The 25,483-nt window shown below is 64.1% G+C and carries 25 protein-coding genes and 2 pseudogenes; 14 read left to right on the forward strand and 13 right to left on the reverse strand.

The genetic code is table 11. The features are described from left to right. The 5 genes and pseudogenes from WKW77_RS32590 to WKW77_RS32610 all read left to right on the forward strand — a co-directional run. Positions 1-148: pseudogene (locus WKW77_RS32590) on the forward strand (3,4-dihydroxyphenylacetate 2,3-dioxygenase); the annotation flags it as partial. A gap of 11 nt (positions 149-159) precedes the next feature. Further along, entirely contained in the window at positions 160-963 is an 804-nt protein-coding gene (gene hpaH / locus WKW77_RS32595) for a 2-oxo-hept-4-ene-1,7-dioate hydratase (RefSeq protein ID WP_340361039.1), read from the forward strand. A gap of 11 nt (positions 964-974) precedes the next feature. Further along, positions 975-2,435, forward strand: coding sequence for an NAD-dependent succinate-semialdehyde dehydrogenase (locus tag WKW77_RS32600; protein ID WP_340361040.1), 1,461 nt, complete (start codon positions 975-977; stop codon positions 2,433-2,435). Positions 2,436-2,460: 25 nt separating this feature from the next. Beyond that, a pseudogene (locus WKW77_RS32605) lies at positions 2,461-3,183 on the forward strand (class II aldolase/adducin family protein); the annotation flags it as partial. Between the two features lie 45 nt (positions 3,184-3,228). Next, the gene (locus tag WKW77_RS32610; protein ID WP_340361041.1) at positions 3,229-4,197 is read left to right on the forward strand and encodes a Bug family tripartite tricarboxylate transporter substrate binding protein; all 969 of its coding nucleotides are present in this window, start codon (positions 3,229-3,231) and stop codon (positions 4,195-4,197) included. 30 nt (positions 4,198-4,227) lie between these two features. Here WKW77_RS32610 and WKW77_RS32615 read toward each other — a convergent pair whose 3' ends face one another. Then, on the reverse strand, positions 4,228-4,599 hold the full coding sequence (locus WKW77_RS32615) for a hypothetical protein (RefSeq protein ID WP_340361042.1): 372 nt from the start codon (positions 4,597-4,599) through the stop codon (positions 4,228-4,230). Here WKW77_RS32615 and WKW77_RS32620 point away from each other — a divergent pair. Then, positions 4,598-5,572, forward strand: coding sequence for a Bug family tripartite tricarboxylate transporter substrate binding protein (locus WKW77_RS32620; RefSeq protein WP_340361043.1), 975 nt, complete (start codon positions 4,598-4,600; stop codon positions 5,570-5,572). The genes WKW77_RS32615 and WKW77_RS32620 overlap by 2 nt on opposite strands. Here the strand turns inward: WKW77_RS32620 and WKW77_RS32625 are convergent. Further along, on the reverse strand, positions 5,559-6,497 hold the full coding sequence (locus tag WKW77_RS32625) for a LysR family transcriptional regulator (RefSeq protein ID WP_340361044.1): 939 nt from the start codon (positions 6,495-6,497) through the stop codon (positions 5,559-5,561). The two genes, WKW77_RS32620 and WKW77_RS32625, sit on opposite strands and share 14 nt — an antisense overlap. 95 nt (positions 6,498-6,592) lie before the next feature. Between WKW77_RS32625 and hisC the strand changes: the two genes are divergently transcribed. Next, complete coding sequence (gene hisC, locus WKW77_RS32630) at positions 6,593-7,675, forward strand: histidinol-phosphate transaminase (RefSeq protein ID WP_340361045.1); 1,083 nt, start codon at positions 6,593-6,595, stop codon at positions 7,673-7,675. Here hisC and WKW77_RS32635 read toward each other — a convergent pair. Next, a complete protein-coding gene (locus WKW77_RS32635; RefSeq protein ID WP_340361046.1) occupies positions 7,672-8,652 on the reverse strand; it encodes a Bug family tripartite tricarboxylate transporter substrate binding protein in 981 nt (326 codons plus the stop codon). The two genes, hisC and WKW77_RS32635, sit on opposite strands and share 4 nt — an antisense overlap. Before the next feature lie 112 nt (positions 8,653-8,764). Between WKW77_RS32635 and WKW77_RS32640 the strand changes: the two genes are divergently transcribed. Then, positions 8,765-9,670, forward strand: a complete 906-nt coding sequence (locus WKW77_RS32640; RefSeq protein ID WP_340361047.1) for a LysR family transcriptional regulator — start codon at positions 8,765-8,767, stop codon at positions 9,668-9,670. A gap of 93 nt (positions 9,671-9,763) precedes the next feature. On the opposite strand, the gene WKW77_RS32645 is transcribed toward WKW77_RS32640, so the two are convergent. Further along, positions 9,764-9,964, reverse strand: a complete 201-nt coding sequence (locus WKW77_RS32645; RefSeq protein ID WP_340361048.1) for a hypothetical protein — start codon at positions 9,962-9,964, stop codon at positions 9,764-9,766. Positions 9,965-10,069: 105 nt separating this feature from the next. Beyond that, positions 10,070-10,510, reverse strand: a complete 441-nt coding sequence (locus WKW77_RS32650; protein ID WP_340361049.1) for a hypothetical protein — start codon at positions 10,508-10,510, stop codon at positions 10,070-10,072. A 364-nt stretch (positions 10,511-10,874) separates the two neighbouring features. On the opposite strand from WKW77_RS32650, the gene WKW77_RS32655 reads away from it, so the two are divergent. Together WKW77_RS32655 and WKW77_RS32660 are read left to right on the forward strand one after the other, a co-directional pair. Beyond that, the gene (locus WKW77_RS32655; protein ID WP_340361050.1) at positions 10,875-11,657 is read left to right on the forward strand and encodes a hypothetical protein; all 783 of its coding nucleotides are present in this window, start codon (positions 10,875-10,877) and stop codon (positions 11,655-11,657) included. Between the two features lie 87 nt (positions 11,658-11,744). Continuing rightward, positions 11,745-11,840 carry a RidA family protein gene (locus WKW77_RS32660; protein ID WP_340361051.1) on the forward strand — a complete coding sequence of 32 codons (96 nt, stop codon included), beginning with the start codon at positions 11,745-11,747 and terminating at the stop codon, positions 11,838-11,840. 130 nt (positions 11,841-11,970) lie between these two features. Here WKW77_RS32660 and WKW77_RS32665 read toward each other — a convergent pair whose 3' ends face one another. Both WKW77_RS32665 and WKW77_RS32670 read right to left on the reverse strand, forming a co-directional pair. Further along, positions 11,971-12,951 (reverse strand): Bug family tripartite tricarboxylate transporter substrate binding protein, encoded by a 981-nt coding sequence (locus tag WKW77_RS32665; RefSeq protein WP_340361052.1) that lies wholly within the window; start codon positions 12,949-12,951, stop codon positions 11,971-11,973. 34 nt (positions 12,952-12,985) lie between these two features. Beyond that, positions 12,986-13,795: an IclR family transcriptional regulator gene (locus WKW77_RS32670; RefSeq protein ID WP_340361096.1), complete on the reverse strand. Its 810-nt coding sequence runs from the start codon at positions 13,793-13,795 to the stop codon at positions 12,986-12,988. Positions 13,796-13,958: 163 nt separating this feature from the next. On the opposite strand from WKW77_RS32670, the gene WKW77_RS32675 reads away from it, so the two are divergent. Further along, positions 13,959-15,170 (forward strand): CaiB/BaiF CoA transferase family protein, encoded by a 1,212-nt coding sequence (locus tag WKW77_RS32675; RefSeq protein ID WP_340361053.1) that lies wholly within the window; start codon positions 13,959-13,961, stop codon positions 15,168-15,170. Positions 15,171-15,185: 15 nt separating this feature from the next. After that, positions 15,186-16,418 carry an acyl-CoA dehydrogenase family protein gene (locus WKW77_RS32680; RefSeq protein ID WP_340361054.1) on the forward strand — a complete coding sequence of 411 codons (1,233 nt, stop codon included), beginning with the start codon at positions 15,186-15,188 and terminating at the stop codon, positions 16,416-16,418. 297 nt (positions 16,419-16,715) lie between these two features. Here the strand turns inward: WKW77_RS32680 and WKW77_RS32685 are convergent, their stop codons facing one another. Beyond that, a complete protein-coding gene (locus WKW77_RS32685) occupies positions 16,716-17,204 on the reverse strand; it encodes an ABC transporter substrate binding protein (protein ID WP_340361055.1) in 489 nt (162 codons plus the stop codon). A gap of 247 nt (positions 17,205-17,451) precedes the next feature. On the opposite strand from WKW77_RS32685, the gene WKW77_RS32690 reads away from it, so the two are divergent. Both WKW77_RS32690 and WKW77_RS32695 read left to right on the forward strand, forming a co-directional pair. Further along, entirely contained in the window at positions 17,452-18,336 is an 885-nt protein-coding gene (locus tag WKW77_RS32690) for a class I SAM-dependent methyltransferase (RefSeq protein ID WP_340361056.1), read from the forward strand. Positions 18,337-18,821: 485 nt separating this feature from the next. Continuing rightward, positions 18,822-19,721 carry a LysR substrate-binding domain-containing protein gene (locus WKW77_RS32695; protein ID WP_340361057.1) on the forward strand — a complete coding sequence of 300 codons (900 nt, stop codon included), beginning with the start codon at positions 18,822-18,824 and terminating at the stop codon, positions 19,719-19,721. A gap of 30 nt (positions 19,722-19,751) precedes the next feature. Here the strand turns inward: WKW77_RS32695 and WKW77_RS32700 are convergent, their stop codons facing one another. From WKW77_RS32700 to WKW77_RS32720, 5 genes are read right to left on the reverse strand one after another with little or no spacing between them, the layout of a single operon-like run. After that, positions 19,752-20,537, reverse strand: a complete 786-nt coding sequence (locus WKW77_RS32700; protein ID WP_340361058.1) for a class II aldolase/adducin family protein — start codon at positions 20,535-20,537, stop codon at positions 19,752-19,754. Between the two features lie 44 nt (positions 20,538-20,581). Then, positions 20,582-21,502 carry a hydroxyacid dehydrogenase gene (locus WKW77_RS32705; RefSeq protein WP_340361059.1) on the reverse strand — a complete coding sequence of 307 codons (921 nt, stop codon included), beginning with the start codon at positions 21,500-21,502 and terminating at the stop codon, positions 20,582-20,584. A gap of 37 nt (positions 21,503-21,539) precedes the next feature. Beyond that, positions 21,540-22,412, reverse strand: a complete 873-nt coding sequence (locus tag WKW77_RS32710) for an alpha/beta fold hydrolase (RefSeq protein ID WP_340361060.1) — start codon at positions 22,410-22,412, stop codon at positions 21,540-21,542. A gap of 1 nt (position 22,413) precedes the next feature. Then, on the reverse strand, positions 22,414-24,501 hold the full coding sequence (locus WKW77_RS32715) for an acetate--CoA ligase family protein (RefSeq protein WP_340361061.1): 2,088 nt from the start codon (positions 24,499-24,501) through the stop codon (positions 22,414-22,416). Positions 24,502-24,503: 2 nt separating this feature from the next. Continuing rightward, positions 24,504-25,472 (reverse strand): Bug family tripartite tricarboxylate transporter substrate binding protein, encoded by a 969-nt coding sequence (locus WKW77_RS32720; protein ID WP_340361062.1) that lies wholly within the window; start codon positions 25,470-25,472, stop codon positions 24,504-24,506. Positions 25,473-25,483 lie beyond the last annotated feature (11 nt).

The following is a 25,483-nucleotide window of genomic DNA, read 5'->3' on the forward strand; positions in this document are numbered from 1 at the left end:
CAAGGCGGAGGTGGTGACGCCCTACTTCGGCTCCTCGGGCACGGGCCAGATCAACGCGATCTTGCCCGTCACGCCGCAGGATGGCGGCGCCATCCCCAAGGCCCAGGCGTCGAGCGCCGAGGGCTTCCAGGCTGTCTCCCGCCTCTGAGATCCGGACCCATGACTTTCACCACTGAACAGATCGCACAACTCGCGCGCGAGCTTCAAGAGAGCGAGAAGAGCCGCGTGCAGATCGAGCACTTCTCCAAGCGCTTCCCCGGAATGACCATCGAGGACGGCTATGCCGTTTCCCGCGCCTGGGTGCAGATGAAACTGGCCGAAGGCCGCAAGACCATCGGCCACAAGATCGGACTCACTTCCCGCGCGATGCAGCAGGCAAGCCAGATCACCGAGCCCGACTACGGCACGCTGCTCGACGACATGCTGTTCGAGCCGGGCGACATTCCGACGTCGCGCTTCATCGCACCGCGCGTCGAGGTCGAGCTCGCGTTCGTTCTCAAGAAGAAGCTGGAGGGCCCGCAGATCTCGACGCAGGATGTGATCGATGCGACCGAGTACGTGACGCCGGCCATCGAGATCATCGACTCGCGCATCGAGCAGTTCGACCGCCACACGAACGTGATGCGCAAAGTCTTCGACACGATCAGCGACAACGCGGCCAACGCCGGCATCGTCATTGGCGGCCGCAAGATGCATCCCCGTGAGCTGGACTTGCCATGGTGCGGCGCCATCCTGCGGCAGAACGGCGCGGTCGAAGAGACTGGCCTTGCCGCTGGCGTGCAAGGCGATCCCGCGATCGGCGTGGCATGGCTCGCGATGAAGCTCGCTCCGTGGGGCGAATGCCTGGAGGCCGGCGAGATCGTGCTGGCCGGCTCGTTCACCCGTCCAGTGGCCGCAAAGAAGGGTGACGTCTTCGACGCGGACTACGGTCAACTCGGCCGCTTCCAATTCCGCTTTGTCTGAGGAACCTACCGATGATTCAACTCAAAGACCCTTCCCTCCTGCGCTCGGCGGCGTATATCGCCGGCGAGTGGTGCAACGCAGACAGCGGGCTCACCATCAGCGTGCGCAACCCGGCCACCGGCGAGGAAGTGGGCACGGTCCCCAAGGCAGGTGCCGCCGAAACGCAACGCGCCGTCGAGGCCGCCGACCGCGCCTTCAAGCCCTGGCGCATGACAACCGCCGAGCACCGCGCCCGCATCCTGCGCCGCTGGTTCGACCTGATGAGCGAGCATCAGGATGACCTCGCGCTGATCATGACGCTCGAGCAAGGCAAGCCGCTCGCAGAAGCCAGGGGAGAGATCGCCTACGCAGCCGCCTACGTCGAGTGGTTCGCGGAAGAAGCTCGCCGCAGCTATGGCGACCTGATTCCTTCGCCCTGGACGGACCGCGACATCGTGGTCAAGAAGGAGCCTGTCGGCGTGTGCGCTGCCGTCACGCCATGGAACTTTCCGGCCGCGATGATCACCCGCAAGGTCGCGCCAGCATTGGCGGCAGGTTGCACGATCATCGTCAAGCCCGCTTCGCAGACGCCGCTGTCGGCGCTCGCGCTGGCGGAACTGGCCGCGCGAGCGGGCGTGCCCGCAGGCGTGTTCAGCGTCATCACCGGCAGTGCGGGCGAGATCGGCGGCGCGCTGACGAGCAGCCCGCTCGTGCGTAAGCTCAGCTTCACCGGTTCCACCGAAGTCGGCCGCACGCTGGCTGCGCAATGTGCGCCGACGCTCAAGCGACTGTCGCTCGAACTCGGCGGCAACGCACCCTTCATCGTCTTCGACGATGCGGATCTCGAAGCCGCTGTGGAAGGCGCGATCGCATCGAGGTACCGCAATAGCGGCCAGACCTGTGTGTGCGCCAACCGCTTCCTTGTGCAATCGGGCGTCTACGACCGCTTTGCCGACATGCTGGCTGCCGCCGTCTCCAGGCTTCGCGTGGGCAACGGCGTGGATGCCGGCGTGCAGCAAGGGCCGCTCATCGATCCGCCATCGCTCGCGAAGGTGGAGGAGCTTGTGGTCGATGCCGTTCAATCGGGCGCCAAAATAGCGATCGGCGGACGCCGCCATGCGCTGGGCGGTACCTTCTACGAGCCCACCGTCCTGACGAACGTCGCTCCGAGTGCTCGCGTCGTCAACGAGGAAATCTTCGGCCCCGTCGCGCCGCTGGTCCGCTTCGAGACCGAGGCAGATGCGATCGCCATTGCCAACAGCAGCGAGTTCGGCCTCGCCTCCTACTTCTTCTCCCGCGACCTCGCGCGCGTCTGGCGTGTGGCAGATGCGATCGAGGCCGGCATGGTGGGCGTGAACACCGGCCTGATCAGCACCGCCGTGGCGCCGTTCGGCGGCGTCAAGCAGTCCGGCATGGGGCGCGAGGGCTCGAAGTACGGCCTCGACGAATACATGGACACCAAGTACGTCTGCCTCGGCGGACTCAAGCGCTAGGCCGCCACGGTCACCACGAAAGAACACGATGGAATCACAAGCAAAGATCCGGGAAGACCTCGCCGCCTGCTACCGGTTGTTCGACTGGCTCGGCTGGACGGAACTCATCTTCAACCACATCACGGTCCGCGTTCCCACGCCGGAGGGCGAGAAGCCCGAGTACCTGATCAATCCCTTCGGCCTGCACTACGCCGAAGTCACGCCCGACAACCTCGTGCAGATCGACGTGGATGGCACGCCCCGCGCCGGAAGCACCGGCCAGGTGAATCGCGCAGGCTTCGTCATCCACAGCGCGATCCATTCGGCGCGCGACGATGCGCACTGCATCATGCATGTCCACACGACAGCGGGCTGCGCAGTGGCTTCGAAAGAATCGGGACTCCGGCACGACAACTTCTACAGCGCCATGCTGTACGGCGACGTGGCCTACCACGCCTACGAAGGCGTGACGACCAACCTCGATGAGCAGCCCCGCCTCGTGAAGTCGCTCGGCAAGCGAAATCACCTGATCCTGCGCAACCACGGCCTGCTGGTGGTCGGCCCCGACATTCCGACGACGTTCAATCGCCTGTGGGTGCTGCAGCGCGCCTGCGAGATCCAGCTCGCGTCCGACGCCGGCAGCGGACCGAACCGGGCCATCCCCGAGTCCATCCTGCGCACCGTGCCCGAGACGCGCGTTGCCGGCAAGGGCGAAGTCCACCGCGTCATCTTCGACACGATGCTCAGGCGCGCCGGCATTTCGTTCTGACCGTTCGAACCGCTTCCCCCATTCCAACAATCAACGGAGACAACCGTGCGCCCTTCCTTTGCCCGAAAACTTCTGTGTGCGATCAGCCTGACCACCGCGGCCCTCGGCGCGTACGCACAGGGCTTCCCTTCCAAACCGGTGACGATCGTCGCGCCCTTCGCGGCCGGCGGATCGGCCGATGGCATCGCGCGTGTGGTGGCGCGCGAACTCGGGCAGGTTCTTGGGCAGCCAGTCGTTGTGGACAACAAGCCCGGCGCCGGTGGCGCGACCGGCCTGATCCTGGTGGCGAATGCCAAGCCGGACGGCTACACCATCGGCATGGGTGCCACGGGCGCGATCGTGATCGGCCCTCACCTGCCCGATGCGCCGCCGCTGAATCCGGCAAAGCAGCTTCAGCCGTTGGCCAAGCTTGCGGATATTCCCTTGGTGCTGGTCTCGGGTGCCAACTCGGGCTACGGCAACCTGCAGTCGCTGCTGAACGCAGCGAAGGCGGCCGAAGTGCCGATGGCCAACGCGGGCCAGTACACCGCGCATCACCTTTCCGCCGAACTGCTCGCGAGCACCACCAAGACCAGGCTGCCCGCGGTTCCGTACCGTGGCAGCGCGCCGGCGGTGACGGATGTCATCGGCGGACAGGTTCCCGTTGCCATGGTGGACCTCACCTCCGTCGCGGGGCATCTCAAGGCAGGCACCGTGAAGGCGCTCGGCGTTACGAGTCCGAACCGTTCGAAGCTCGCACCGGAGATTCCAAGCATCTCCGAGGCCGTCCCCGGCTACGCCGCACCTGCATGGATGGGCCTGTTCGCGCCCAGGGGCGTGCCGACCGATGTCAGCGACAAGCTCGCGAAGGGCATCCAGACCGTGCTGGAGAAGCCCGAAGTGCAGACCCAGATCCTCAACCTCTCGGCCGAACCCGCCTACCTGGGTCCCAAGCCGTTCGCGACCTTCATCGAGGCCGAATCGAAGCGCTGGGCAACCGTCATCGCCAGCCTGCCCAGGCAGCCGCAGAAGTAGGTGCTGCCGCCCGGTCGTCGGTACGACGGGTCAACCTACATCGCGCACCGATTTCCAGTCGTCCCACGCCGTGTCGTGCCGGGGCGCCTGGTGCATGCCGCCGGCCTCGTCGGAAGATAGATGCGCCTCGGCGTCAGGCGAGGAGGCGGCGCTGTCGGCGCAAGCATAGGGACGATGCTCGGCGTGTCGGTGTTCGTGGTTCATGGTTGCAGTGCTCAATCTGATGCGGTCACTGTAATCACCGCGCACCGCGAACCAAGGCGGCTGCCAGGAATGCGGTGTTGATTCAAACGAAACAATCCCGATCGATCGCCAAAGGAAATCGCGATTCAAAAAGCCCGGTAGGCAATTGCGCCGCTTGCAGACAGCATCGCGAATATTCAACTCACCGAAATTTCTCATGCCCAACTTCGCTCGGCGCACTCTGCTTGCTTGTGGTCTCTCCCTCGTCGCTCTGGCCGGCGCGTCGCATGCGCAGACGATGCCACCGGTGATCAAGCTCGTAGTCCCCTACCCGCCCGGCGGCAGTGCCGACACCCTGGCACGGCTGATCGCGCAGCCCCTGCAGGAACAGCTCAAGACCACGGTGGTCGTCGACAACAGGCCGGGCGCCGGGGGCCGCATCGCCGCCTCGCAACTCAAGCGCTCGCCCGCCGACGGCAGCGTGATCCTGATCGCACCGAATGCGCTCACCACGATCCAGTCGCTCGTGTACGCAGGGCAGCTCGACTACAAGGTGATGGATGACTTCATTCCGCTGTCGCGCCTCGCGAGCTTCCCGATGGGCCTCGCGGTGCCCGCCACGAGCAAGTTCAAGACGGCCCCCGAACTCGTCGCAGCGATGAAAGGCTCGAAGGATGCGAACTACGGGACTTCGGGTGCCGGCGGCCTGGCGCACTTCGCCGGGCTGGAGTTCGGCAAGACGACCGGCATCGAGTGGACGCACATCGCCTTCAAGGGCGGGGCGCCCCTGGTCACCGATCTGATCGGAGGCCATCTGCCGGTGGCGATCGACGCACTCGTCGACCAGATCGAGCACCAGCGCGGCGGCAAGATACGCGTGCTCGGGATCTTCAGCGACAAGCGCTATTCGCTGGCACCCGATATTCCGACGCTTGCCGAGCAGGGCATCAAGATGGCGCCGGTCGAAGGCTGGTTTGGCGCATTCATGCCTGCAAAGACGCCGGCTGCCGTGGTCAACCAGATCGATCAGGCGATGGCAAAGGCAATTGCCAACCCCGAGGTGAAGGAAAAGCTCAACAAGCTGGTCCTTCAGACGGCCTACCTCAACTCGGCTGACTTCACCCGACTGCAGGCCGCCGAGCTTCAGCAGTGGGCGCCTGTGGTGCGGGACTCGGGATTCAAGCCCGACTGACGCCTTCCTGATCGAAGACGCCTGTCAGCCGCGCGAAAGAGCGCAGCATCGCGACGAGCTGCGCAGCCTCCGGGCTAAGCCGTCGGGCGGCCTTCGACACGATGCCGACCTGGTACGCGAGGTTCGACTGCTCACGCACCGCGATCTCGATCAGATTGCCCTGCGTGAGCGGATGCCGGAGCAACTGCGCGGGCAGGCGGGCGACGCAATCCGACTCGATCAGCATCGAAATCGCGCCGAACACGGAATCGGAAACAGCCGCGAACCGGGGGCGACCCAGGTGGTGCTGGAGGAAGAGTTCCTGAATGCTTTCGTCCTGATGCCCAGGCCGGGAAGGGTCACCCACGACGATCCAGTGCGAATCGACCAGCTCACTGACGCTGGTGGCGTGGCTCAAGGGATGCCCACGCCGCGCCAAGATGGCCGCACTGGTCGAGTAGAGCGGCTGAATGTGCAGGTCATCCGACATCAGGTCCTGCGGGAGCCTCATCACCGCGAAATCCAGGCGGTTGTCGAGCACGGCCGCGACGAGCTCGTTCGACGAGCGCTGGGTCAGGTGGATCGTCGTTTTCGGAAAGGCATTGCGGAAGTCCTTCAGCACGGAAGGCACGAGCCTGAGCGAAGGCTCGACCGAAGCACCCACCTTGACCTGCTTGGGCGCCGGCCGCCGCGCGCGGTTGAGCCACGCTTCCGCGCGGTCTGCCTCCTGCAGGACCGCGCGCGCGTAGGAAACGAACTCCTCACCCGCCGCGGTCAATGCGATGCCTTGCGAGGTGCGCTCGATCAGCACGATCTCGTGTTCTTCTTCCAGCTTCGCGAGGCTCTTGGTCAATCCGGCCTGCGAAACGTCGAGCGCGCGTGCCGCAGCCCGGTAGCCGCCGTGGGACACCACGGCCAGAAGATCGCGAAGTTGTTGCAGTCGCATGACGCAATGCTAAGTGGTGGTCTCTGATCGCCAAAGGTGATCGTGAAGCGCGATGTGCGCTAGCCACGCACATCCATCTGGAAGAACATTGGACGATGAATTCACTGATCTCCTATCCCGCGCACGTGGCTGCGCTCAAGCCTTACGTTCCAGGTCTCCCGATCTCCGCGGTCGCGGCGCGCTCGGGAATCGCGGAGGATCGCATCGTCAAGCTCGCATCGAACGAGAACCCGCTGGGAGCGAGCCCGAAGGCGTTGGCGGCACTGTCGAACGCAGCGATCGATCTCTCGCGCTATCCCGATAGTGACTGCGCCGCGCTTTCCGATGCGATTGCCGAGTTCCATGATGTCCCCAGCGACTGGATCGTGGTGGGTGCCGGTTCCGAAAGCGTCCTCAGCAACCTGGTCTCGACGCTGCTGCAGCCCGGGCGCACGACAGCGTATGCGCAGTATTCCTTCCAGGCCTTCGTGAATGCCGCGCAGAAGTTGGGGGCGAGTTCGACCGTGGTGCCGTCGCCTGATTTCCACGTCGACCTGAACCGCCTCGCAGACTCGATCGATCCATCGACAGCGCTTGTCTACATCGCCAACCCCGGCAATCCCACCGGCACCGTGGTCGATCCGGATTCGCTCGAGGCATTTCTGGAACGCGTGCCTGCGCATGTCGTCGTGCTGCTGGACGAGGCGTACTTCGAGTTCATGCCTGCCGACCTGCGTGGCGATTCGGTGGCGTGGGTGCGCCAGCATGCCAATCTCGTGGTCACGCGGACCTTCTCCAAGGCGTACGGCCTCGCGGGATTGCGGATCGGATATGGAATCGCTCAATCGGGCCTCGCGGACGTGATGCGCAGGGTTCGATCACCGTTCACCATCTCCGAAGCCGCGCAGATCGCCGCGATCGCGGCACTTGGGGACGGCGAATTCCTCGAGCGAACCGTGGCGATGACCAACCAGGGACGGACCGCGCTCACGAGCGGGCTGCGCGCGAAGGGCCATCGATGCATCGAGTCGCACACCAACTTCGTCCTCGCGGATGTGGGTGGCGGGGCGGCATTCGCAGGCCGGCTCGAAAAGCACGGGCTGATCGTGCGCCCCGTGGCGGCTTACGGCCTGGCCGACTGGGTTCGCATCAGCATCGGCACACAGGCGGAGATCGACAGATTTCTGGCGGTGCTTTAGTCCATCGTGGCGCCGGATGCCTTGACGACGGCGCCCCAGCGTGTGGTCTCGGACTTCACATAGGCGGCAAGCTGATGCGGGGCGAGCGTGGCCGCCTCGACGCCTTCGGAAGCCAGGCGCGCCTGGATCTCCGGCTGCTTCATGACTTTCTCGAGTGCAGACGAGTACTTCGCAATCAGCTCCGGAGGCGTTCCGGCAGGGGCCACGAGGCTTTGCCATGCGACGGCCTGGAAGTCCTTGGTGCCGGCCGCGCCGGACTCTGCAATCGTCGGCACGTCGGACATTGCCTGCTGGCGCTTCGAAGACGTGACGCCCAACGCGCGCAGGCGGCCGCCGCGCACATGCGCAAGCGCCGGTGGAATGTCGCTGAACATCAACTGGATCTGCCCACCGAGCAGGTCGGTCATCGCGAGCGCGCTGCCGCGATACGGCACGTGGGTCAGATCGGCGCCCGTGGCGGACTTGAACATCTCGACGGCGAGATGCTGCGGGCTGCCGCTTCCGGCCGATCCGTAGCTCAGCTTGCCGGGCTGAGCCTTCGACAGCGCGATGAGCTCGCCGATCGATTTCACCGGCACCGATGCATTCACCACGGCGACCAGCGGCACCGAACCGATCATCCCGATGGGCGCGAAATCCTTGATCGGGTCGTAGCCCAGGCGCTTGTAGAGCCACGGATTGATCGCCAGCGTGGTGCTCGTCGCCACGAGTAGCGTGCGGCCGTCAGCGGGCGCGTGCGCGGCATACGCTGCACCCACACCACTGCCGGCGCCCGGTTTGTTGTCCACGATGATCGCGGTGCCCAGGAGAGGCGCCATTTCCTTCGCCAGGATGCGCCCGAGCAGGTCAGTGGTGCCACCCGGTGCGTAGGGCACGACGAGCGTGATCGGCTTGTCGCCCTGGGCCCATACGCTGGCCGCACCCGTCGCCGCCGCGACGGTTCCTGCCAGCCGGATGATTGCTTTGCGTCTGTTCATCAATAAAGTCTCCTGCGCAGTCCGGCGATCGATGCCGGCCTGCAGATTGGTATTCAGCAAGGATGTCTTTGATTAGAGTCCAAGGGTCTGTTCCTGGAAAATGAATCCTTCTATGGCGATTCATAAGCAACTCTTATCCTCCCTCCCCTCCGTCCGGCAGCTGCGCGCCTTCGTGGCCGTCTATCACACAGGCAGCATCTCCGCCGCGGCGCAAGAGTTGTCGCTCACGCAGCCGGCGGTCACCATGCTGCTGCGCGAGTTCGAGACGCGGCTGGGCGTGAGCCTGTTCGATCGTCACACACGGGCACTCCATCGCACCGATGCCGCCACACGCGCCATCGGCTATGCCCAGCGGGCGTTGGCGGAAATGGAAGGACTGTCGACCTCGATGAGCGAACTGGCCGGGCTCCATGCCGGCCGGGTCCGCGTGGTGGCCACGGCGGCGGTAGCGCAGGCGATGCTTCCCCCCGCAATGCGCAAGTTCCTCGATGAGCATCCTGGCGTGAGCCTGGAGATCGAGGAAGTCGGGCCCGCGGAATTCGTCAACGCGATCGAGTCGAGCCAGGTGGACTTCGGTGTGGGGACGCTGGAGGGAACGGCCTCAGGACTTCGCGAGGAAGTGCTCATTCGCGAGCCCCTGGTTGCGGCAGCACTCCCGTCGGCCGCGTTTCCGGGCGGCGTGCCGATGACATGGAAACAGCTAAGCGCGCTTCCGCTGGTGACTGTTCGCTCGGGCTACGGCATCCGGGGGCGCATCGAGGCAGCTGCGCGGGAGGTTGGCGTCGAGCTCAAGATCGCGCATGAAGTCTCGCTGCTCGCAACAGCGGTGGCGCTGGCGGCGAACGGGCTCGGCGTGGTCGTGGTGCCGCCGTCGATCGTGGCGCACGAGACGAAGCTGGTGACGCAACGGCTCATGCGACCGACTGTCGAGCGCGTGATCGGTGTCCACTATCGGCGGGAACGAACGCTCTCGCCGGCTGCTAGTGCGTTCCTCCGGGTGCTCAAGCAGATGCACTGAGCGGCGTTGGAACCTTCGGGAAGGCCTGCGCGAGTGAAGCCGTCATGGCCATGAAAGGCGCCAAAGGCTGCATCCAGACCAGCTCGCCGAGGCCTAAAGGTCCCCTGTCATGGTGGTGTAGTACCCGGTCAGCATGCCGCCCTGCGTTGCCTCGGCTCCGCGTGCCTTGCGGGTCGACAACAGCAGGGTTGCGGCCGCCACCCCGAACAGCGCGAGAAGTACCCATGCGCCGAATGCGAAGACCAGTCCAACTGGCAAGAGAACCGCGAAGAGGAGAAAGAGCGTCCTGACCATGGCGTCAGTTTGCCTCCCTGAGGCCATCTTGTGTCGTGACAAAGTGGACGCGGGGCATAGAAACAGGCGGGCGCCCACAGTTCGCTCCTGGTCGGGACTCGTCGCCTACTGCGAGGAGCTGTCAAGCTTCTTCGCACAAACGGCATGCCAGGCAACAGCATCCATCGGCTTGGCTGAAGTCCAATCAATTCGCTCCGAAGACGATGGATGTGCAGCAAAGCCGAAGAACTGGGACGGCTTCCTCGAGTGCCCTTTGCTTTGCGCCAAACGAACGCCGCCGGTTAGCAAATTCATATCCCGCCAGTATCTGGAGTTCATCAGGCTCTTGAACTCGTCGAAGCTGGAGGCGGCATAGTGAACGCCACCGACCAGGACGTCCAGTTTCTCGACATTGCCATGAGGCCTAAGGAAAAAAAGGTCTCCAAATGCCGAGGCGCCGATGGGGACGAGAGGGCCCGACACGGTCTTGGGCCACAGGTCGAGCAAGCGCTGAAAGTCCAGATGAGACGCGTCCGTAAAAAGGTCAGCCCATGAAAGTTGGGTCATTGATGAGTCACACGAAAGCCGGGGCAGGCAGAAATCATATTGGGCGAGTGACCATTGATGCTGGACAAACGGGATAGCTCTTCCAGCCAGGGCTGTGAAACGGACTCGCGCGAGCCGCCACATAACAGGCATTGGTGCAGCCCTCTCCCCATGCCCTCGCGAGCTTCTGTCCCGTGCCTAAAGTTGCGCGACACGCGGGTTCTTCGCGCCTCGGCAGATCACGCGGCCGCGCGCGCCTACCTGTCGTGGCCCTCTCAAGAAAAGTTATCGCACCGTTTTCTTTCAACTCTGCAGTAGCCGGAATTGTTGCTGCGACGCAGCAGGTGAGGCCAAATGGCCTCGGATTGCACTCTCATTTCGCGACTTGGAGGTTCAACGCTTTTACGATTTGGCCATCATGAGTGCAGGGTTGCGGGTGAGAGACGAGTTGAGCCAGTTCTTCTTCTGGCTCCGGGAGTTCGAAACGAGGGTGCGAGGCGTCGGCGGCGGCGCTCGCTGGTACACCTCTTCCGGGCTACAGGCTCGCGTTCACTACTCCTGGTTCGAAGCCGCTGTCGCCGGCGCTCCGGCGCTTTGCATCTCCAATCTTCAATTCTTCGGGGCCGATGAGGGTCAAGGCTTCATGGCGGCACTGCCCGAATGGTTCTCCAGCGACCACCACGCTCTCGAGGCGGAAGTCCTTGTCATAAGGCATCCATGTGGTGCGACGGTTTGCCAATGGCTTGCACCGAGTCCATTCGAGAGAATTCGAGCGCCGGGTGAAGTCGACCACTCTTGGTACTTGAAGCGACCCTGTGGACCCGTCGAAGAGCCCGCTGTCTGCCTGCCACCGTACGCAGCCGCACTCACAGGAATCTGGTTGGGTCGCGTTGGCGCAAGCAACGCGTTGGACGAAAGCAAAGAAGAGGAGAGACAGGTGACATCCAAAGGTACATTCGGCATCAGTAGCCGAGACGCGGTACTCAGCGCGCTTCGCAATTCGAAGGGCCCTGCAGACGGGTTCATCGTGGCCAGGGCCGCCAAGGTGAGTCCTCTACAGGCCACACGAGCGATGGAAAAATTGGTTGTCGAAGGACTGTTGGTCAAGAAGGACGCGCTGGATGGATTCAGTGACCCATCAGCGACGTTCGAAGCGATGCGACCGTAGGCTCTCGACGCCGCCTGAGGGCCGGGAGGAACCGGGGCGCACAGGTCACGGCCGGTGCGCGGCGATCGCTCCATCGATACCGGTCCGGTGGAGCAACAGACTCGCCTCACCCTGCAGAACATCGAGCGCTCGCTGAGCGCCGCCGGCGGCAGGATGAGCCATGTGGCGCAAGTCCTGATCTAGTACGGATGAACGCGACATGCAGGCGATCGATGCGGTCGACCGTCCAGCGTCGCGGTGCGCGCACTCGTCGCGCCGGGAATGCGCGTGGAGATGGTCGTCTACGCCTGCATCATCGTTCCGCGCGCTGCTGCTACTCCGCGCGGATACCCGCCTGCTTGACGACGCGGCTCCAGCGCGCCACTTCCTCCTTGACGAGCGTATCGACCTGCGGCCCCGTCTTGAAGCCGCCCTCGAGCCCCAGCGCTTCGACCCGCGGCTTCACGTCGGGTCTGGCCAGTACCTCCGCCACATCGTCCGAGAGCTTCTTCAGGACAGCGTCCGGCACCTTCGCCGGTGCCAGCATCGCGAGCCAGGTGCCGACGTCGAACCCGGGAAGACCAGCCGCGTCGGCGATCGGAGGCGCCTGCGGCAGCAACGTTGAAGGCCGTGCGGTCGTGACGCCGAGCGCCACCAGCTTGCCCGCCGTGATGTATGGCAGCGCGAGTGATGTCGACATCGGCATCATGCTCACGCGCCCGCTCAACAGGTCGCTGGTCGCGTCGGGCTGGCCCTTGTAGGGCACATGCGCGAGTTCGATCTTCGCGGACTGCGCGAGAAGTTCGCCGGTGAGGTGCGACGACGTGCCGATGCCAGAACTCGCGTACGTCATCGGGTCCTTGCTGTTGCGCGCCAGCTGGATGAAATCCTTCATCGTCTTCGCCGGCACGCTGGGGTGGACCACGATCACATTCGGGATCACGCCGAATCCCGCCACGCCCCGGAAGTCCCGGACGGGGTCCCACGTGATGCCCTTCTGCAGCGACGGCGCGACCGCATGGCTCGGCGACACCATGAGCAGCGTGTAGCCATCGGCCGGTGCCTTCGCAACAATGCCGGTGCCCAGCGCACCACCAGCGCCGGGCTTGTTCTCGACGATCACCGGCTGGCCGTACTTCGATGAGAGCCCCTGCCCCACGATGCGTGCGACGCCATCCACGACCCCGCCTGCCGGGAAGGGAACGATGATGCGGATGGGCTTGTCGGGATAGGTGCCTTGCGCAGCGGCAGGTCCCGCAGCGGCAAGGCATGCGATGCCGCCGAGCGCGACGAGAGAAGGTCGGAACGATGTCATGGAGTCTCCATTCTTTGGTGTCGGATTCGTGGGCCTACCGGATATGCATCGCCTCTTCGAGCTGCCGCACCGCATCCTTGAGCAGTGGCACGACCACGCGAACCAGCTTGTCTTCGGCCGCGCGGTGCGAATACAGCGAGCAGTTCATCGCGAGCGCGGGATCTCCGTGCCGATGGCCGATGGGCATGGCGACCGCATGGATCTCCTCGCGCCACTCGCCCAGCGCCACGCAGTAGCCCTCGCTCGCGAAGAGCTTGCGGTTGTGCTCGAAGGCCTCGCGGTGCGCGGCGAACTGCTCGGGGTCGTGGACCTTGAGGTAGTTGACGATCGCGGTGCGCTCCCCGGGCGGTGACGCGAGGATCAGCGCCCGGCCAATCGAGCTCGCCAGCAACGGGCGCGTGGTGCCGATGTCCGGCAGATGCGAATTGGCCCTGTCGGCCCGCACCGAGTCGACGTACACCACGCTCGCACGGTCGCGGATGCCGAGGTTCACGGTGCAGCCGGTCTTGCGCGCAAGCGTTTCCATCATCGGCTTGGCGAGTTGGCGCACCTGCATGCTCGCGAGCAGCGGATGTCCGAGCGAGAGCACGCCGGGGCCGAGCCGGTATTTTTGCAGCGCGATGTCGCGCGAGAGGTAGCCCAGCAGGGTCAGCGTGTAGGTCAGCCTCGACACCGTGGCCTTCGGCAGCCCGGTGCGGTCGGAGATGTCGCGGTTGCCGAGCACCGGGGTGTCGGCCGTGAACGCACGCAGCACCTCCATGCCTCTGGCGAGGTTCATCGAGAACTGCCGGTCATCCGCGAGGTCGTGCGGATCGACGAGGCCGGGGAGTGCGATGGCGCTCATGGTGCGTCGTGCGGTGTTGCGTTCATTCATGTTCCGTGCTCCACGTCGCTCACGTCAATGAAATCGGCTCGCAGTTTCGCGTATCGAAACAGACGTTGCCGCAGTGGGATTCATCTGCCACAAACCATGCCTCACACATCACGCAAGCTCCAAGGAAGACTCCATGCCCTCGACCCCCAAGCCCCAAGGTGCGCTGCATGGCGTACGCATCCTCGACATGGCCACCGTTCTCGCCGCACCGGTCGGCGCCACGCTGTGTGCGGACCATGGCGCAGAGGTCGTCAAGCTGGAGCTGCCGGACGGCAGCGACGCGCTGCGCGGCCTGCAGCCCGTGAAGAACGGGGTGCCGCTCTGGTGGAAGGTCGCCAACCGCGGCAAGCAGGGCATCACGCTGGATGTGCGCAAGCCCAAGGGGCGCGAGATCCTGCTGTCCATGCTGCCTGAGTTTGATGTGCTGGTGGAGAACTTCCGCACCGGCACGATGGCCCGCTGGGGCCTGGACACGGAAACGCTGCACCGTGCCAATCCGCGCCTGATCGTCATCCGCCTCACAGGCTTCGGGCAGACGGGTCCGTACAAGGAGCGCCCCGGCTTTGCGCGGATCTTCGAAGCCATGAGCGGGTTCACCAATCTGACGGGCGAAGCCGGGGGCCCTCCCCTTCACAGCAACTATCCGATCGGGGACTACATCGCCGGACTCTTCTGTGCATTTGCCATCGCGATGGAAGTCGCCCGACTGCGCGGCGACCCGGAGGCACCCGGCACCGAGGTCGACCTCGCGGCCACCGAAGCGCTGTTCAGACTGCTCGACCCACTGCCGGTGGAGCACGAGCAGATGGACTTTGTACGCGGACCCTCTGGGAACCGCGCGAGCTACACGGCGCCGTCCAACATGTATCGCAGCCGCGATGGCGTATGGCTGTCGCTGGTCGCGTCGTCGAACGCCATCTTCGCCCGCACCTGCGACGCGGTCGGTCTTGCCGGCTGGGCCAGCGATCCACGCTTTGCGACCAACCCCGCGCGTGTCGAGAATCTGGACGAGCTCGATGGCGCACTGGTCCGCTGGTTCGCAGGGCACGACTACGCCCACATCGCCGGGAAGCTCGAAGCGGGCGGCATACCTTTCAGCAAGGTCTATTCGATCGAGGACATACGCAGCGATCCGCACTTTGCCGAGCGGGGCGCGATCGTGCGAATGGCCGATCCGGAGCTGGGCTCCGTGCCTGGCCCGTGCATCGTGCCGCGCGTCGCCGGACACGAACCCGCCATCCCTCGCACCGGGCCTTCGCCCGGCGAACACAACGAAGCCATCTACGGCCGTTTCGGCCTCGGCCCCGAGGAACTCGCGCTGCTGCGCGAGCAGAAAGTCATCTAGCCAGGAGACCCGCTCATGAAACCAACCCAACCACCTGCCCGCCTTTTCGGAGACCACTTTCTTCGCCAGTTGAACAGCGAGGAGCGGGCCGTCGTCGATCGCGTCAGGGGCCTCACTGCGGAGGTCCTGGGCCCCTCGGCCGCGGAAGTCGCGCAGACCGACACCTTCGCGTGGGACACCTTCCGCCTGCTGGCTCGCGAGGGCATCGTCGGCACCGCATTCCCGCGCGAGTACGGCGGCAGCGACGCCCGACAAGTGCTGCGCATCCGCATCATCGAAGAGCTTGGACGGGTATGCAGCACGTCCGCGTCGATCATCACCGGAACGGATCTTTCCAGCCGAGCCATCGTCGCAGGCGCCGCCGCCGAGATGAAGGACAGGCTGCTGCCACGCCTTTGCACCGGCGAGTTGCAGGCGGCGTTCGCGCTGACGGAGCCCGAGGCCGGATCGGACGTACGCGGCCTGCAGACGCGCATCCGACGCCAAGGCGGGCGGTACGTGGTCAATGGACGCAAGAAGTTCATCACCCGCGGAACGACGTCGGACTGGTTCGTCACGGTCGGCCGCGCCGAGGAAGATCCGTCGATGTTCATCGCGGTGCTTGTGCCACGCGACGCCGCGGGGTTCACCATCAGTCCCGAAGTCGGAAAGCTGGGCTGGTATGGCGTTCCGATCTCGTCACTCGAATTCCGCGATGTCGAGGTGCCGCACGGCCACCTTCTCGGGGCCGAGGGCGAAGGCTTCGATCTCGCGCAGGACGCCTTGCTGCGCGCTCGCATCGGCCACGCCGCCATGGCGCTCGGCCGCGCGATCGGTGCGGTCGAAATCGCAGCCACCTACATGTCGGATCGCAGGCTTTTCGGCAAGGCGCTCGGCGAGCACCAAGGGCCGCAATGGATGCTGGCCGATATGGTGACGAAGATCGAGGCCACACGCGCGCTGGTCGCGCTCGCCGCCGAGAAGTACGACGCCAAGGACGCCGATGTGGCCATCTTCGCGTCGATGGCGAAGCTCCAGGCCACCGACCTGTGCATGGCGGTGGTCACGGATGCGCTCCAACTGACCGGCGGGCGCGGCTACCTCCAGGACTTTCCGCTCCAGCGCTTCTTCCGCGACGCCAAGCTGAACCAGATCGGCGAGGGATCGAGCGAGGTGCACAAGACCGTGATCGGCCGTGATGTCATGCGCCGTGCGAGAGACGCCGATCGCAATCCTTGCCTGCGTCCCGGCTCGCTTGTCGAGTATTGAGCCGGCGATAACTCACCTCAACCGAAGAACGTGCGCGCCGTGCGGTCCATGACGTACGCATAGTCCGGTCCATAGCTCATCAACAAGCCGGCTACAGGGAAGGTGCTGAAGTCGCCGATGGCCGGCAATCGATTGGTCAGCGCCAGCGATGAGATCCTCTTCTCCTGCCCCAGGGATTGTCCAGGAGGACGCCATCCACGCCATGCCGGTGCATCTGGTCGAAAGCATCCTCAATATCTGCCAGGTCCCGCAGCCTGATGATTTCCATCCTGAACCCCGCTTTGTCCGCGGCGTCGGTCAGGGCTGTTCGTAGTCCTCGTAACGTGGCGAAAAACCAGGGAACCCACGCAGATAGGCGATCGCCTTCGGTCGAGTCATGACCTGCGTGAGCAGCTGCAAGCGTTTCAGAACCAGCTCCACGCCGAAGGTGCAGTTCCCCGTCACATTACCCCCTGGCCGCGCAAGACTGGTCACCAGTCCGTCCCCGACCTGATCCGAAGCGGACATCATCACGATGGGAATGGTTGAAGTCGCCTGCTTTGCTGCCAGAGCGCTCAGTGATCCCCCCATGGCAACGATCACGCCAACGCCGGCAGCGACCAACTCCCGGGCTGCCGCGGTGAACCGCCCGCGTTCATCGGGGATCTGAAACACGACGGTGAGGTTGCTTCCCTCCACCAGCCCGCGCCGCGCGAGTTCCGATCGAAACTTGCGCTCAGATTCGGGTAGAGCCATGATGGCAGGCGTCACCGGCACGCCGAGGCGGACGCCCTGGTTCTTGGTCAACCCGGGCCCGGCTACTCCAATCAGCGCGCCGGCGCACACCAAAGAGCGACGGTGCATCGATACCACCTATTTTGCTTCACAGGGCTCAGCCGCCACGCCGGGGATAGAGCGGCAATTGTGAGCCTGGGCCGGTGCGCTGTCGACGGCACCGAGCTCCAATCGGAATCTGGAACCGGCGGACCCGGAATTGAAAAGTAGACGGCCGGCGGCACGAGTCACAACCCACGAAAGAATTCGAGGCCCAGCCATGCCCATTAGCTGCCAAATCATTGCTGCCCATCGATGGCTGGCCCGCACGACCAGCGCGGCCTGCGTCACACTGATGCTCGCAGCATGCGTGGCCCCTTCGCAACAGGCTCCCGAATCAGCGGTGCTCTCGCCGGTCCGCGTCGCCGAGATCGTCGCGAGCCCGGACCGCAGTGATGCGGACCGCGTGAATGACGCCCGGCGCAAGCCGCAGGAGATGTTGATGTTCATCGGCGTGCGTCCGGGCATGACGGCCCTCGACTTGAGCGCTGCGGGCGGCTACACGACCGAACTAATCGCACGCGCCGTTGGCCCGAACGGCCGCGTATACGGGCAAAGCGCACCGCGCCCGCCGGAGAGCCGGCCAACGCAGCCCGAAGGGGCCGCGTCACCGATACCCATGCCTGCAGCTACTCCGAGCCGCGCCGGCGGTGGGCCGCGGCCGTCGCCCGTCGTACTGGCGGAGCGCGCCAAGAACCCGAATGCGCGGAACATCGTCGCCGTCGTGCGTCCCTTCGCGGATCCTGCGCCGCCGGAATGCGCATCGAACTGCCTCGACCTCGTCACACTGATGTTCAACTACCACGACTTCGGCCACCTGGGTGTCGACCGTACCGCGGTGAACCGGGCGGTGTTCGCTGCTCTGAAACCGGGCGGCATGTATGTGATCGCGGACCATTCGGGCCGGCCCGGCACGGGCATCTCCGAATCGGGAACACTTCACCGGATCGAAGAAGCGTTCCTGCGCGCGGAAGTCGAACAGGCAGGATTCAAGCTCGCCTCCGAAGGCAACTTTCTGCGCAATCCATCTGACCCGCGCGACCGCAACACGCCGGAGCCGCCGCAACCCAAGGATGAGTTCGTGCTCAAGTTCGTCAAGCCCTGACGCCGCAGCGGTCGGTGCACCCATTCGCCGGGCTCGCAGAGCCTTGCGATGGACTGTTGGTACAGGCCCCCGAAAATGGAAGTTGGAGAGGTGGACTTCGAAGATTGGCGACTCGCAGGCCTTCCACGCATCCAGTGAGATGGACTTGAGGGTCGAGCTGGACCACGGCAAATCTTCAACGGGCACCAAGCAGCCGATCGCCCTGCCCGGCTCGCAGCTTGAGCGGACCTAGAGCCCATCCCGATTGAACGTCCAGTTGTTAGCGCTCTCCGGACGCCTTCTGGCCCATTGAAAGTCGATGCCCTGAAGACGATGGCGTGCGGCCGTACCTATGGCATCCAGCCGGACCGCAAAGGGTGGCGATGGTGGCACTGGGGCGCGCCGGCAAGCAGCGTCCGCGTGCGCGCCGCGTCGCGCTCCTCCACGCAATGACGGGCTCTCGAAATCAGAGGCATGATAAAAAGGCATTCCTAAACCCAGCACCGATGAGTCGCCGATACCCTCCTCTGAATCCACTTCGCGTTTTCGCGGTTGTAGCGCGCCTCGAAAACTTGACGGCGGCCGCGCAGGAGTTGCACGTCTCTCAATCTGCAGTCAGCCGCCAGATCGCCGCATTGGAGAGCTACTTGGGCGTCGAGCTGCTTCGACGCGAGCGGCACGGAGTGACTCTCACGCGGACGGGAGCCTCCTATGCAAAGCAGGTGTTACCCGCGTTCGACGAGATTGCCTCAGCGACGGAAAAGGTCCTGCGCAATGCATCTCATGGGGTGCTGCGGGTGCGGACCTACACCACATTTACTGCGAAGTGGCTCATTCCGCGCCTACCCGACTTTCACGCCCGCCACCCTGACGTTGAAGTATTGGTTAGCAACGCAGTGCCGGACGTGGACTTCGATCGGGACGCAGTCGACCTGGCCATCCAGTTCGGTGACGGTCATTGGCCACGCGTCCAACTCGATCTGCTGTTCCCCGACGAGATCGAGCCCGTGTGTTCGCCGCAATACCTCAAGTCTCTTCCGCGCGGCACCTCGAAGGAAAGTCTTCTAGGCAAGCGATTGCTTGTTTCGCACTATCGGCGCACAGACTGGGAAGATTGGCTCGCCGCCACCGGCAGATCCAGTTTGGCTGAATCTGCGGAGCGAATGAGCTTTAGCACCTCCGTGCTGACATGGCAGGCCGCCCTCGATGGATTGGGCATGGCGATTGGGCAAACCGCGATGTTGCAAGCCGAGTTTGAGAAGGGTACGTTGATCCGCCCTTTCAACCAGCCCATTCGACGGCTGAAGGCGCACTATCTTGTGCGGCCGGCCAGTCAGCGGTTTTCGCGGCGCGTTGAGGTGTTCAGGGACTGGCTTCTCGCCGAAGCAAAGAAGACGATGGCCTGATGCCCATCAGAGCGCCCGCGCCCCGCGACGTCATTCGGCGTAGCTGGGATCGATCCGATTCAGCTTTCGCAGCATCGCCGGCCACTCCATGAGTCCAAAGGGGCGCCGGGTGTCTGGCAGATAGTTGCGACGCGTGCTTTCGACGATCTCCGCCGGCACCATGGTGGTCTCGCGTCCGCAGGAGAGCGATGCAATCTGAGCGCGGCAAACCTGCTCGAAGCGATGCATTGCGTTGAAGGCCTCTGCAGTCGTCGACGTTGCAACGAGCAAGCCGTGGTTGCGCAGGACGAGGTAGCTTTCCTGACCCATGTCGCGCAGTAGGGATTCTTTCTCCTTCTCGTCAAGGACGATGCCCTCGAAGCCGTGATAGGCCGCGGAAGCGAAGCGCATCGCGGTCTGGTTGAGGGGCAAGATGCCTTCGGCAAGCGAAGAAACCGCCATGCCCGCAACAGTGTGCGTGTGGGCGACACACCCTACGTCCTCACGCGCCGCATGAATCGCGCTATGAATGACGTAGCCAGCTCGGTTGATCCCGTAGTTCAGATCGCCGAAGTCGGGGGTGAACAACACCTCGCCACTTTCGTCGACCTTGATCAGGCTGGATGCCGTGATCTCGTCGTACAGCATGCCATAGGGGTTGATCAAAAACGCGTTCTCCCCCGGCACCCTGGCCGAGATGTGGTTGGCCGTGAGATCGGACAAGCCGTAGAGGTCGAAAAGCCGATAGCACGCGGCGAGGTCGACGCGGGCTTTCCACTCTTCGGGGGATACAACACCCTTCAGGGAAGGAAGCTTGAGATGAGCTTGGTCGGTCATGACGAGGCCTTTCTGCTGTTCGTTTCGAGTATCAAGGGCCTGAACTACCGATGCGCAGCTGCAAGCATGCCCACGAGGTTGTTCGCGGCGGTGAGGCCGAGGTTGACGTAGGTATCAACGGAAACACCACCGATGTGAGGGCTCAGAACCACGCTTGGCTCTTTGAGGAGCGGGTGATCGGAAGCCAGGGGCTCTTGCGCGAAGCTGTCCAGACCGGCGGCAAAGACCTGGCCCGAGCGCAGGGCCTCGAGAAGCGCAGCCTCGTCAACCAGGCCTCCGCGCGCGGTATTGACGAAGATCACGCCGGGCCTGCACTTGGCGAGCACCTGCGCATTGATCATGGCGCGATTCGAGTCGGTCAATGGGCAGTGCAGCGAGACGACATCCGAGCGCTTCCAGATGTCTTCGAGCGAGACCTTCTCTACATACTCAGGAAGATCACGCGCGTTCGGGTCATACCCGATAACCTTCATGTCCATCGCGTCGGCGATACGAGCAAACCTGCGCCCGATCGCACCCAGCCCAATGAGCCCGACAGTCTTGCCTCCAAGTTCTTGGCTCTTGTGCGTAGATTTGTCCCAATGACCATCGCGCATCCGCGCATCGAGCTGGACGGTCGACTTGGCGCATGCGAGCAGAAGCGCAGCCGTGTGCTCTGCGACCGCCGCCGCGTTCACGCCCACAGCAGAGCGAACCTCGATATTCAATGCTTTGGCTGCATCCAGGTCGATGACGTCCACACCGGCGCCATGGCGTGAAACTGCCCGCAGTGCTGGGGCGGCTTCCATGGCAGATCGTCCGAACCTGCCGTAGCGGACGATGACGCCGATAGGGTTGTGCATCTTGCACAGCTCCACGACGTCGAACTCAGTGGGGGTTTTTCCCGCGAAGACCAGCTCGTAGCCGCTCAGTAGTTCCAGCGCAGGCGGGGCCAGATCGGCGCCCGTGACAAGTATCTTCTCCATGTTCTTGCTTCTCTTTGATTCTTGAACATCAACGCGATCAGCCTGCAGGCTTGAACCAGCTCAGCAGCAGATCGTTGACTCGATTGGCGCTCTCGTACTGGACCCAATGGCCAGCGCCTGAGACCAAACACCACTCCCGATGCGAACGGCCATTTCTCAGCAGTTCGGCAACTCTTTCGGGATGGGCGGTCACATCGTTCTCACCCCACAGCAGCAGCACCGGCGCTTCGACACGGTTCAACAGGAACTCCAGGCCACCCGCACGCGAGAGCGCCTTGCTTCGAAATCGCGCGCGCACGCAGGATCGCTCGTGCACCGTCAGAGCGAGTTCGTCGTCGCCGTCTCGCGAATGCAGCATGAAGCTGTACAAGTTCTGCCTCAAAGCCTCGCGACGTGTAGCGGGCGTCTGCGCGGCTCGCCAGTCCACAAGGGGCGTGACTTGGCGTCTCGCCGTTCCGTGGCCCGCGGGACCGATAAGCGCGAGGCGCCGCACGGTCGGAGTTCCCGAAGCGAGCCGTGCAGCAACGAGTCCCCCGAAAGAAAACCCGACCAGATCGAACGGTGTTTCCGATCCGATCAGGGACTCAATAGCTCCGTGCAACGCGGCCACGAGGCCCGCCAACGGGTCGGAGTGCTGCGGCGATGAGCAGAGGTCATCCGAATCATTGAACCCTGGCATGTCAGGGACCAGGACGCAATGCAGCTTTGACAGCGCTGAAACGTTGCGCACCCAATGAAGCCAGCTCCCATGGCCTCCGTGCAGCAGCACAAGGGGCGAACCCGATCCGAAGATCCGCCAGCGCACGATGCTGCCGCCGACATCGACGTCTCGCACGCTGCCGCTCGACTCCAGGCGCAGGATGATCTGCGTTGCCTCCCCGTCGCGCCCGACTACCTGCGGCATGTCCATCTCACTTCCCCTGAAGGACCAGTGCATCCACCGCCATCACGCCTTGCCCTTCAGGCATCACCATGAGCGGGTTCACTTCCGCTTCGCGAATCTTGAGTTCGGGACGCATCGCCAACTGGGACAGCGAAGAAACCGCATGGGCCAGTGCCTCCAGGTCGCCGCGCTCCTTGCCGCGAAGCCCACGCACCGTCTTCAGCGCTTTCACCTCCGAGATCATCTCCCGGGCGGTTTCCAGGGAGACCGGTGCCAGACGAATGCTGCGGTCTCGAGTAACCTCCGCCCAGATGCCTCCCGCAGCCAACATGACGATAGGACCGGCGTCCGCATCGATCTTGTATCCAACGAGAACCTCCGTCAGACCCTTGCGCATCGGCTGGACCAGGAACTCGTCGCATTCGACACCCGGCGCACGGGTGCGAAGGTTCGTGCGCAGCGTATCCATGGCCCGTTCGAGCTCGTTCGGGTTCTTGATCCCCAGCACCACGCCACCCACTTCCGTCTTGTGTTGTATCTGGGCGGAGCACACCTTTGCGACGACGGGGAAGTCAAACGGCAGTTGAGGCGTCGATCCACTCAAGGCGGCGGTGACCGCGGGCGCGTGAGGCACGCCAAGCTGGTCGAGTACCGCGTAGGCGGCCGCTTCGCTCAACGAAGCGCCCGAGTCGGAGGGCTGCGCCGGCAGCTTCACGGCGTCGGGAACACGGCGCGCAAAGACGGAAGCGATCGCGTCGGCACACGCCTCGGGGCCGCGGAAGCACGGCACGCCTGCCGCAGTCAACACCGCCAACGCCTCGGGGGCATCCGGCACCATCATGGCCGCCAATGGCGTCGTATGGTGGCTACTGTCGACGATCGGCTTCACCGCCAGTTGCGGCTGAAAACGAGCCGACGAACCGATCGTGGCGAGCACAAGGTCAAATTCCGGCGCCTCGAGCAACACGTCCAAGGCGGCCTTCATGACCTCGTACTTGACGCCCGCGAGGGTCAGGTCTACCACGCGGCCCGGCGAGACATTGATGCCCTTGTCGCGCAGGCGTTGCAGCGTTTCAGCCGACGGGGCCTGCACGGTGACGTCGCGGATGCCCAACTGGTCAACGGCCATGGCGGCTCCGCCACCGGTGGTGGTGACGACCCCCACGCGAGGCGAGCGCTCCCACCTTCTAAGAGGGATGCGCCGAGCCAGAGGGGACACTTCAAGCAGGGCGTCAAGGACGCCGACGCGAGCGACACCGCAGTCTTTCAGGAGCGCGTCGGCAATGTCATCTTCTCCAGCCAGGGCGCCGGTGTGCGTGGCCGCCATCTCAGCGGCTGCATCTGAGCGACCGAGCTTGTACGCGACCACCGACTTCCCTCGCCGAGCCGCTTCGGCAGCAAACGCCTTGAGCGTGTCGCCATGGTGCAGGGACTCCAGGAAGAGGAGGTAGCCTTCGATGCCGTCATCGTCCAGCGATGCAGCGCAGATCTCTCCCAGACTCAACTCGGTCTCGCTGCCGACGGAAACCAAGCCAGCGAACCCGATTCCACGCGCGATGCCTCGCGACACGAGTGCGCCGATCATGCTTCCACTGTGAGAGGCAACGAAGAGTCCCCCCTTGGGGAGATCCGGCTCGGCAAACGCCGCGTTGGCCGTCAGTACCAGGCCATTGCGGGGATTGACCACCCCGATGCTGCTGGGCCCCACGAGACGAACTCCCCCACGACGGGCTGCTTCCCGCACCTCCGTCTCCAGGGCAGCGCCCTCTTTTCCTGACTCTGAGAAGCCGCTGGCCAGGATGGTGACCACCTTGACGCCGAGCCTACCGCACTCCTCGACGACGGGCAGAACGCTCGACGTCGGCGAGAGGACGAACACGTGATCGGGTACTTCCGGCAACTCAGACAGCGAGGCATAAGCTTTGTGCTCCTGTACCGTCGTTCGTTTGGGATTGATCGGGTACACCACGCCGTTGAATTGCGCCCGCGAGAGGTACTGCTGAGGGCGGCCAGCGGTCTTCGTCGCATCGTCGGAGGCTCCGACCAGCGCGACGCTGCGCGGGTTGAAGAGGGCTGCATGCAGTTCGGCGCCCGTGACAGAGGTTCTCGTTTCCATGTTCAGTCCAGAGTCACTTTGTTGGTCTTCATCAGGCCGCCCCAACGCTCAACCTCCTTGACAAGGTAGGAGCGGAAGCTTTGCGCAGTGCCGCCAACGACAACCGCGCCTTGCGAGGTGAGCTTCTCCCGGACTTCGGGATCCTGCAGCGCCTTGTTGACCTCGGCGTTCAATCTCGAAACGATCTCAGGTGGTGTCTTTGCGGGTGCGAACAGGCCGTTCCATGACTCGGCCTCGAAACCCGGATAGCCCATTTCGGCCACGGTCGGGACATTCGGCAACTGAGGCAGGCGCTTCTCCGAAGCAACTGCAAGCGCCTTCGGATTTCCGCTCGCAAGATGTGGAATGGCAGACATGGACGTCATGAACGACATGTCCACGTGTCCGGCCACAAGATCGTTAAGCGCGCCGGACGCACCCTTGTATGGCACGTGGACGATGTCGATGCCAGCCCGTTGCTTCAGGAGCTCACCTGCCAAATGGGGGGAGCCTCCTGCGCCACTGGACCCGTAAGTGAGCTTGCCAGGCTGCCTCTTCGCGAGAGCAACCAGATCCTTCAGGTCTTTCACCGGCAGCTTCGTCGATACAGCCAGGATCTGAGGTGCGGTCATGACGTTGGCGATCGGCTCGAAGCTCCTGAGAACGTCGTATTTGACGTTCTTGTAGAGCATCGGATTCCAGCTGATGGGCGCTGCGGCCAGAAGCAGCGTGTAGCCGTCTGGCTTTGCCGCTGCTACAAACTCCGACGCAATGTTCGAACCGGCGCCGACCTTGTTCTCCACGATGATGGGCTGGCCCATGGATCGCGTCATCTTGTCAGCGATCAACCTGGCGGTCAGGTCCGTCGGGCCACCGGCTTGATAGCCGACGACGATCTTGATCGGCTGGGAGGGGTAGCCTTGCGCATGTGCACCCATCGAGGCCCCAGCGAGTGCCAAGGCGGCGCAGAGAATCTTCGTTGCGAAGTTCACGTGTGTCTCCA

Source organism: Variovorax ureilyticus (assembly GCF_037889935.1).
Classification (GTDB): Bacteria; Pseudomonadota; Gammaproteobacteria; order Burkholderiales; family Burkholderiaceae_C; genus Variovorax; species Variovorax ureilyticus.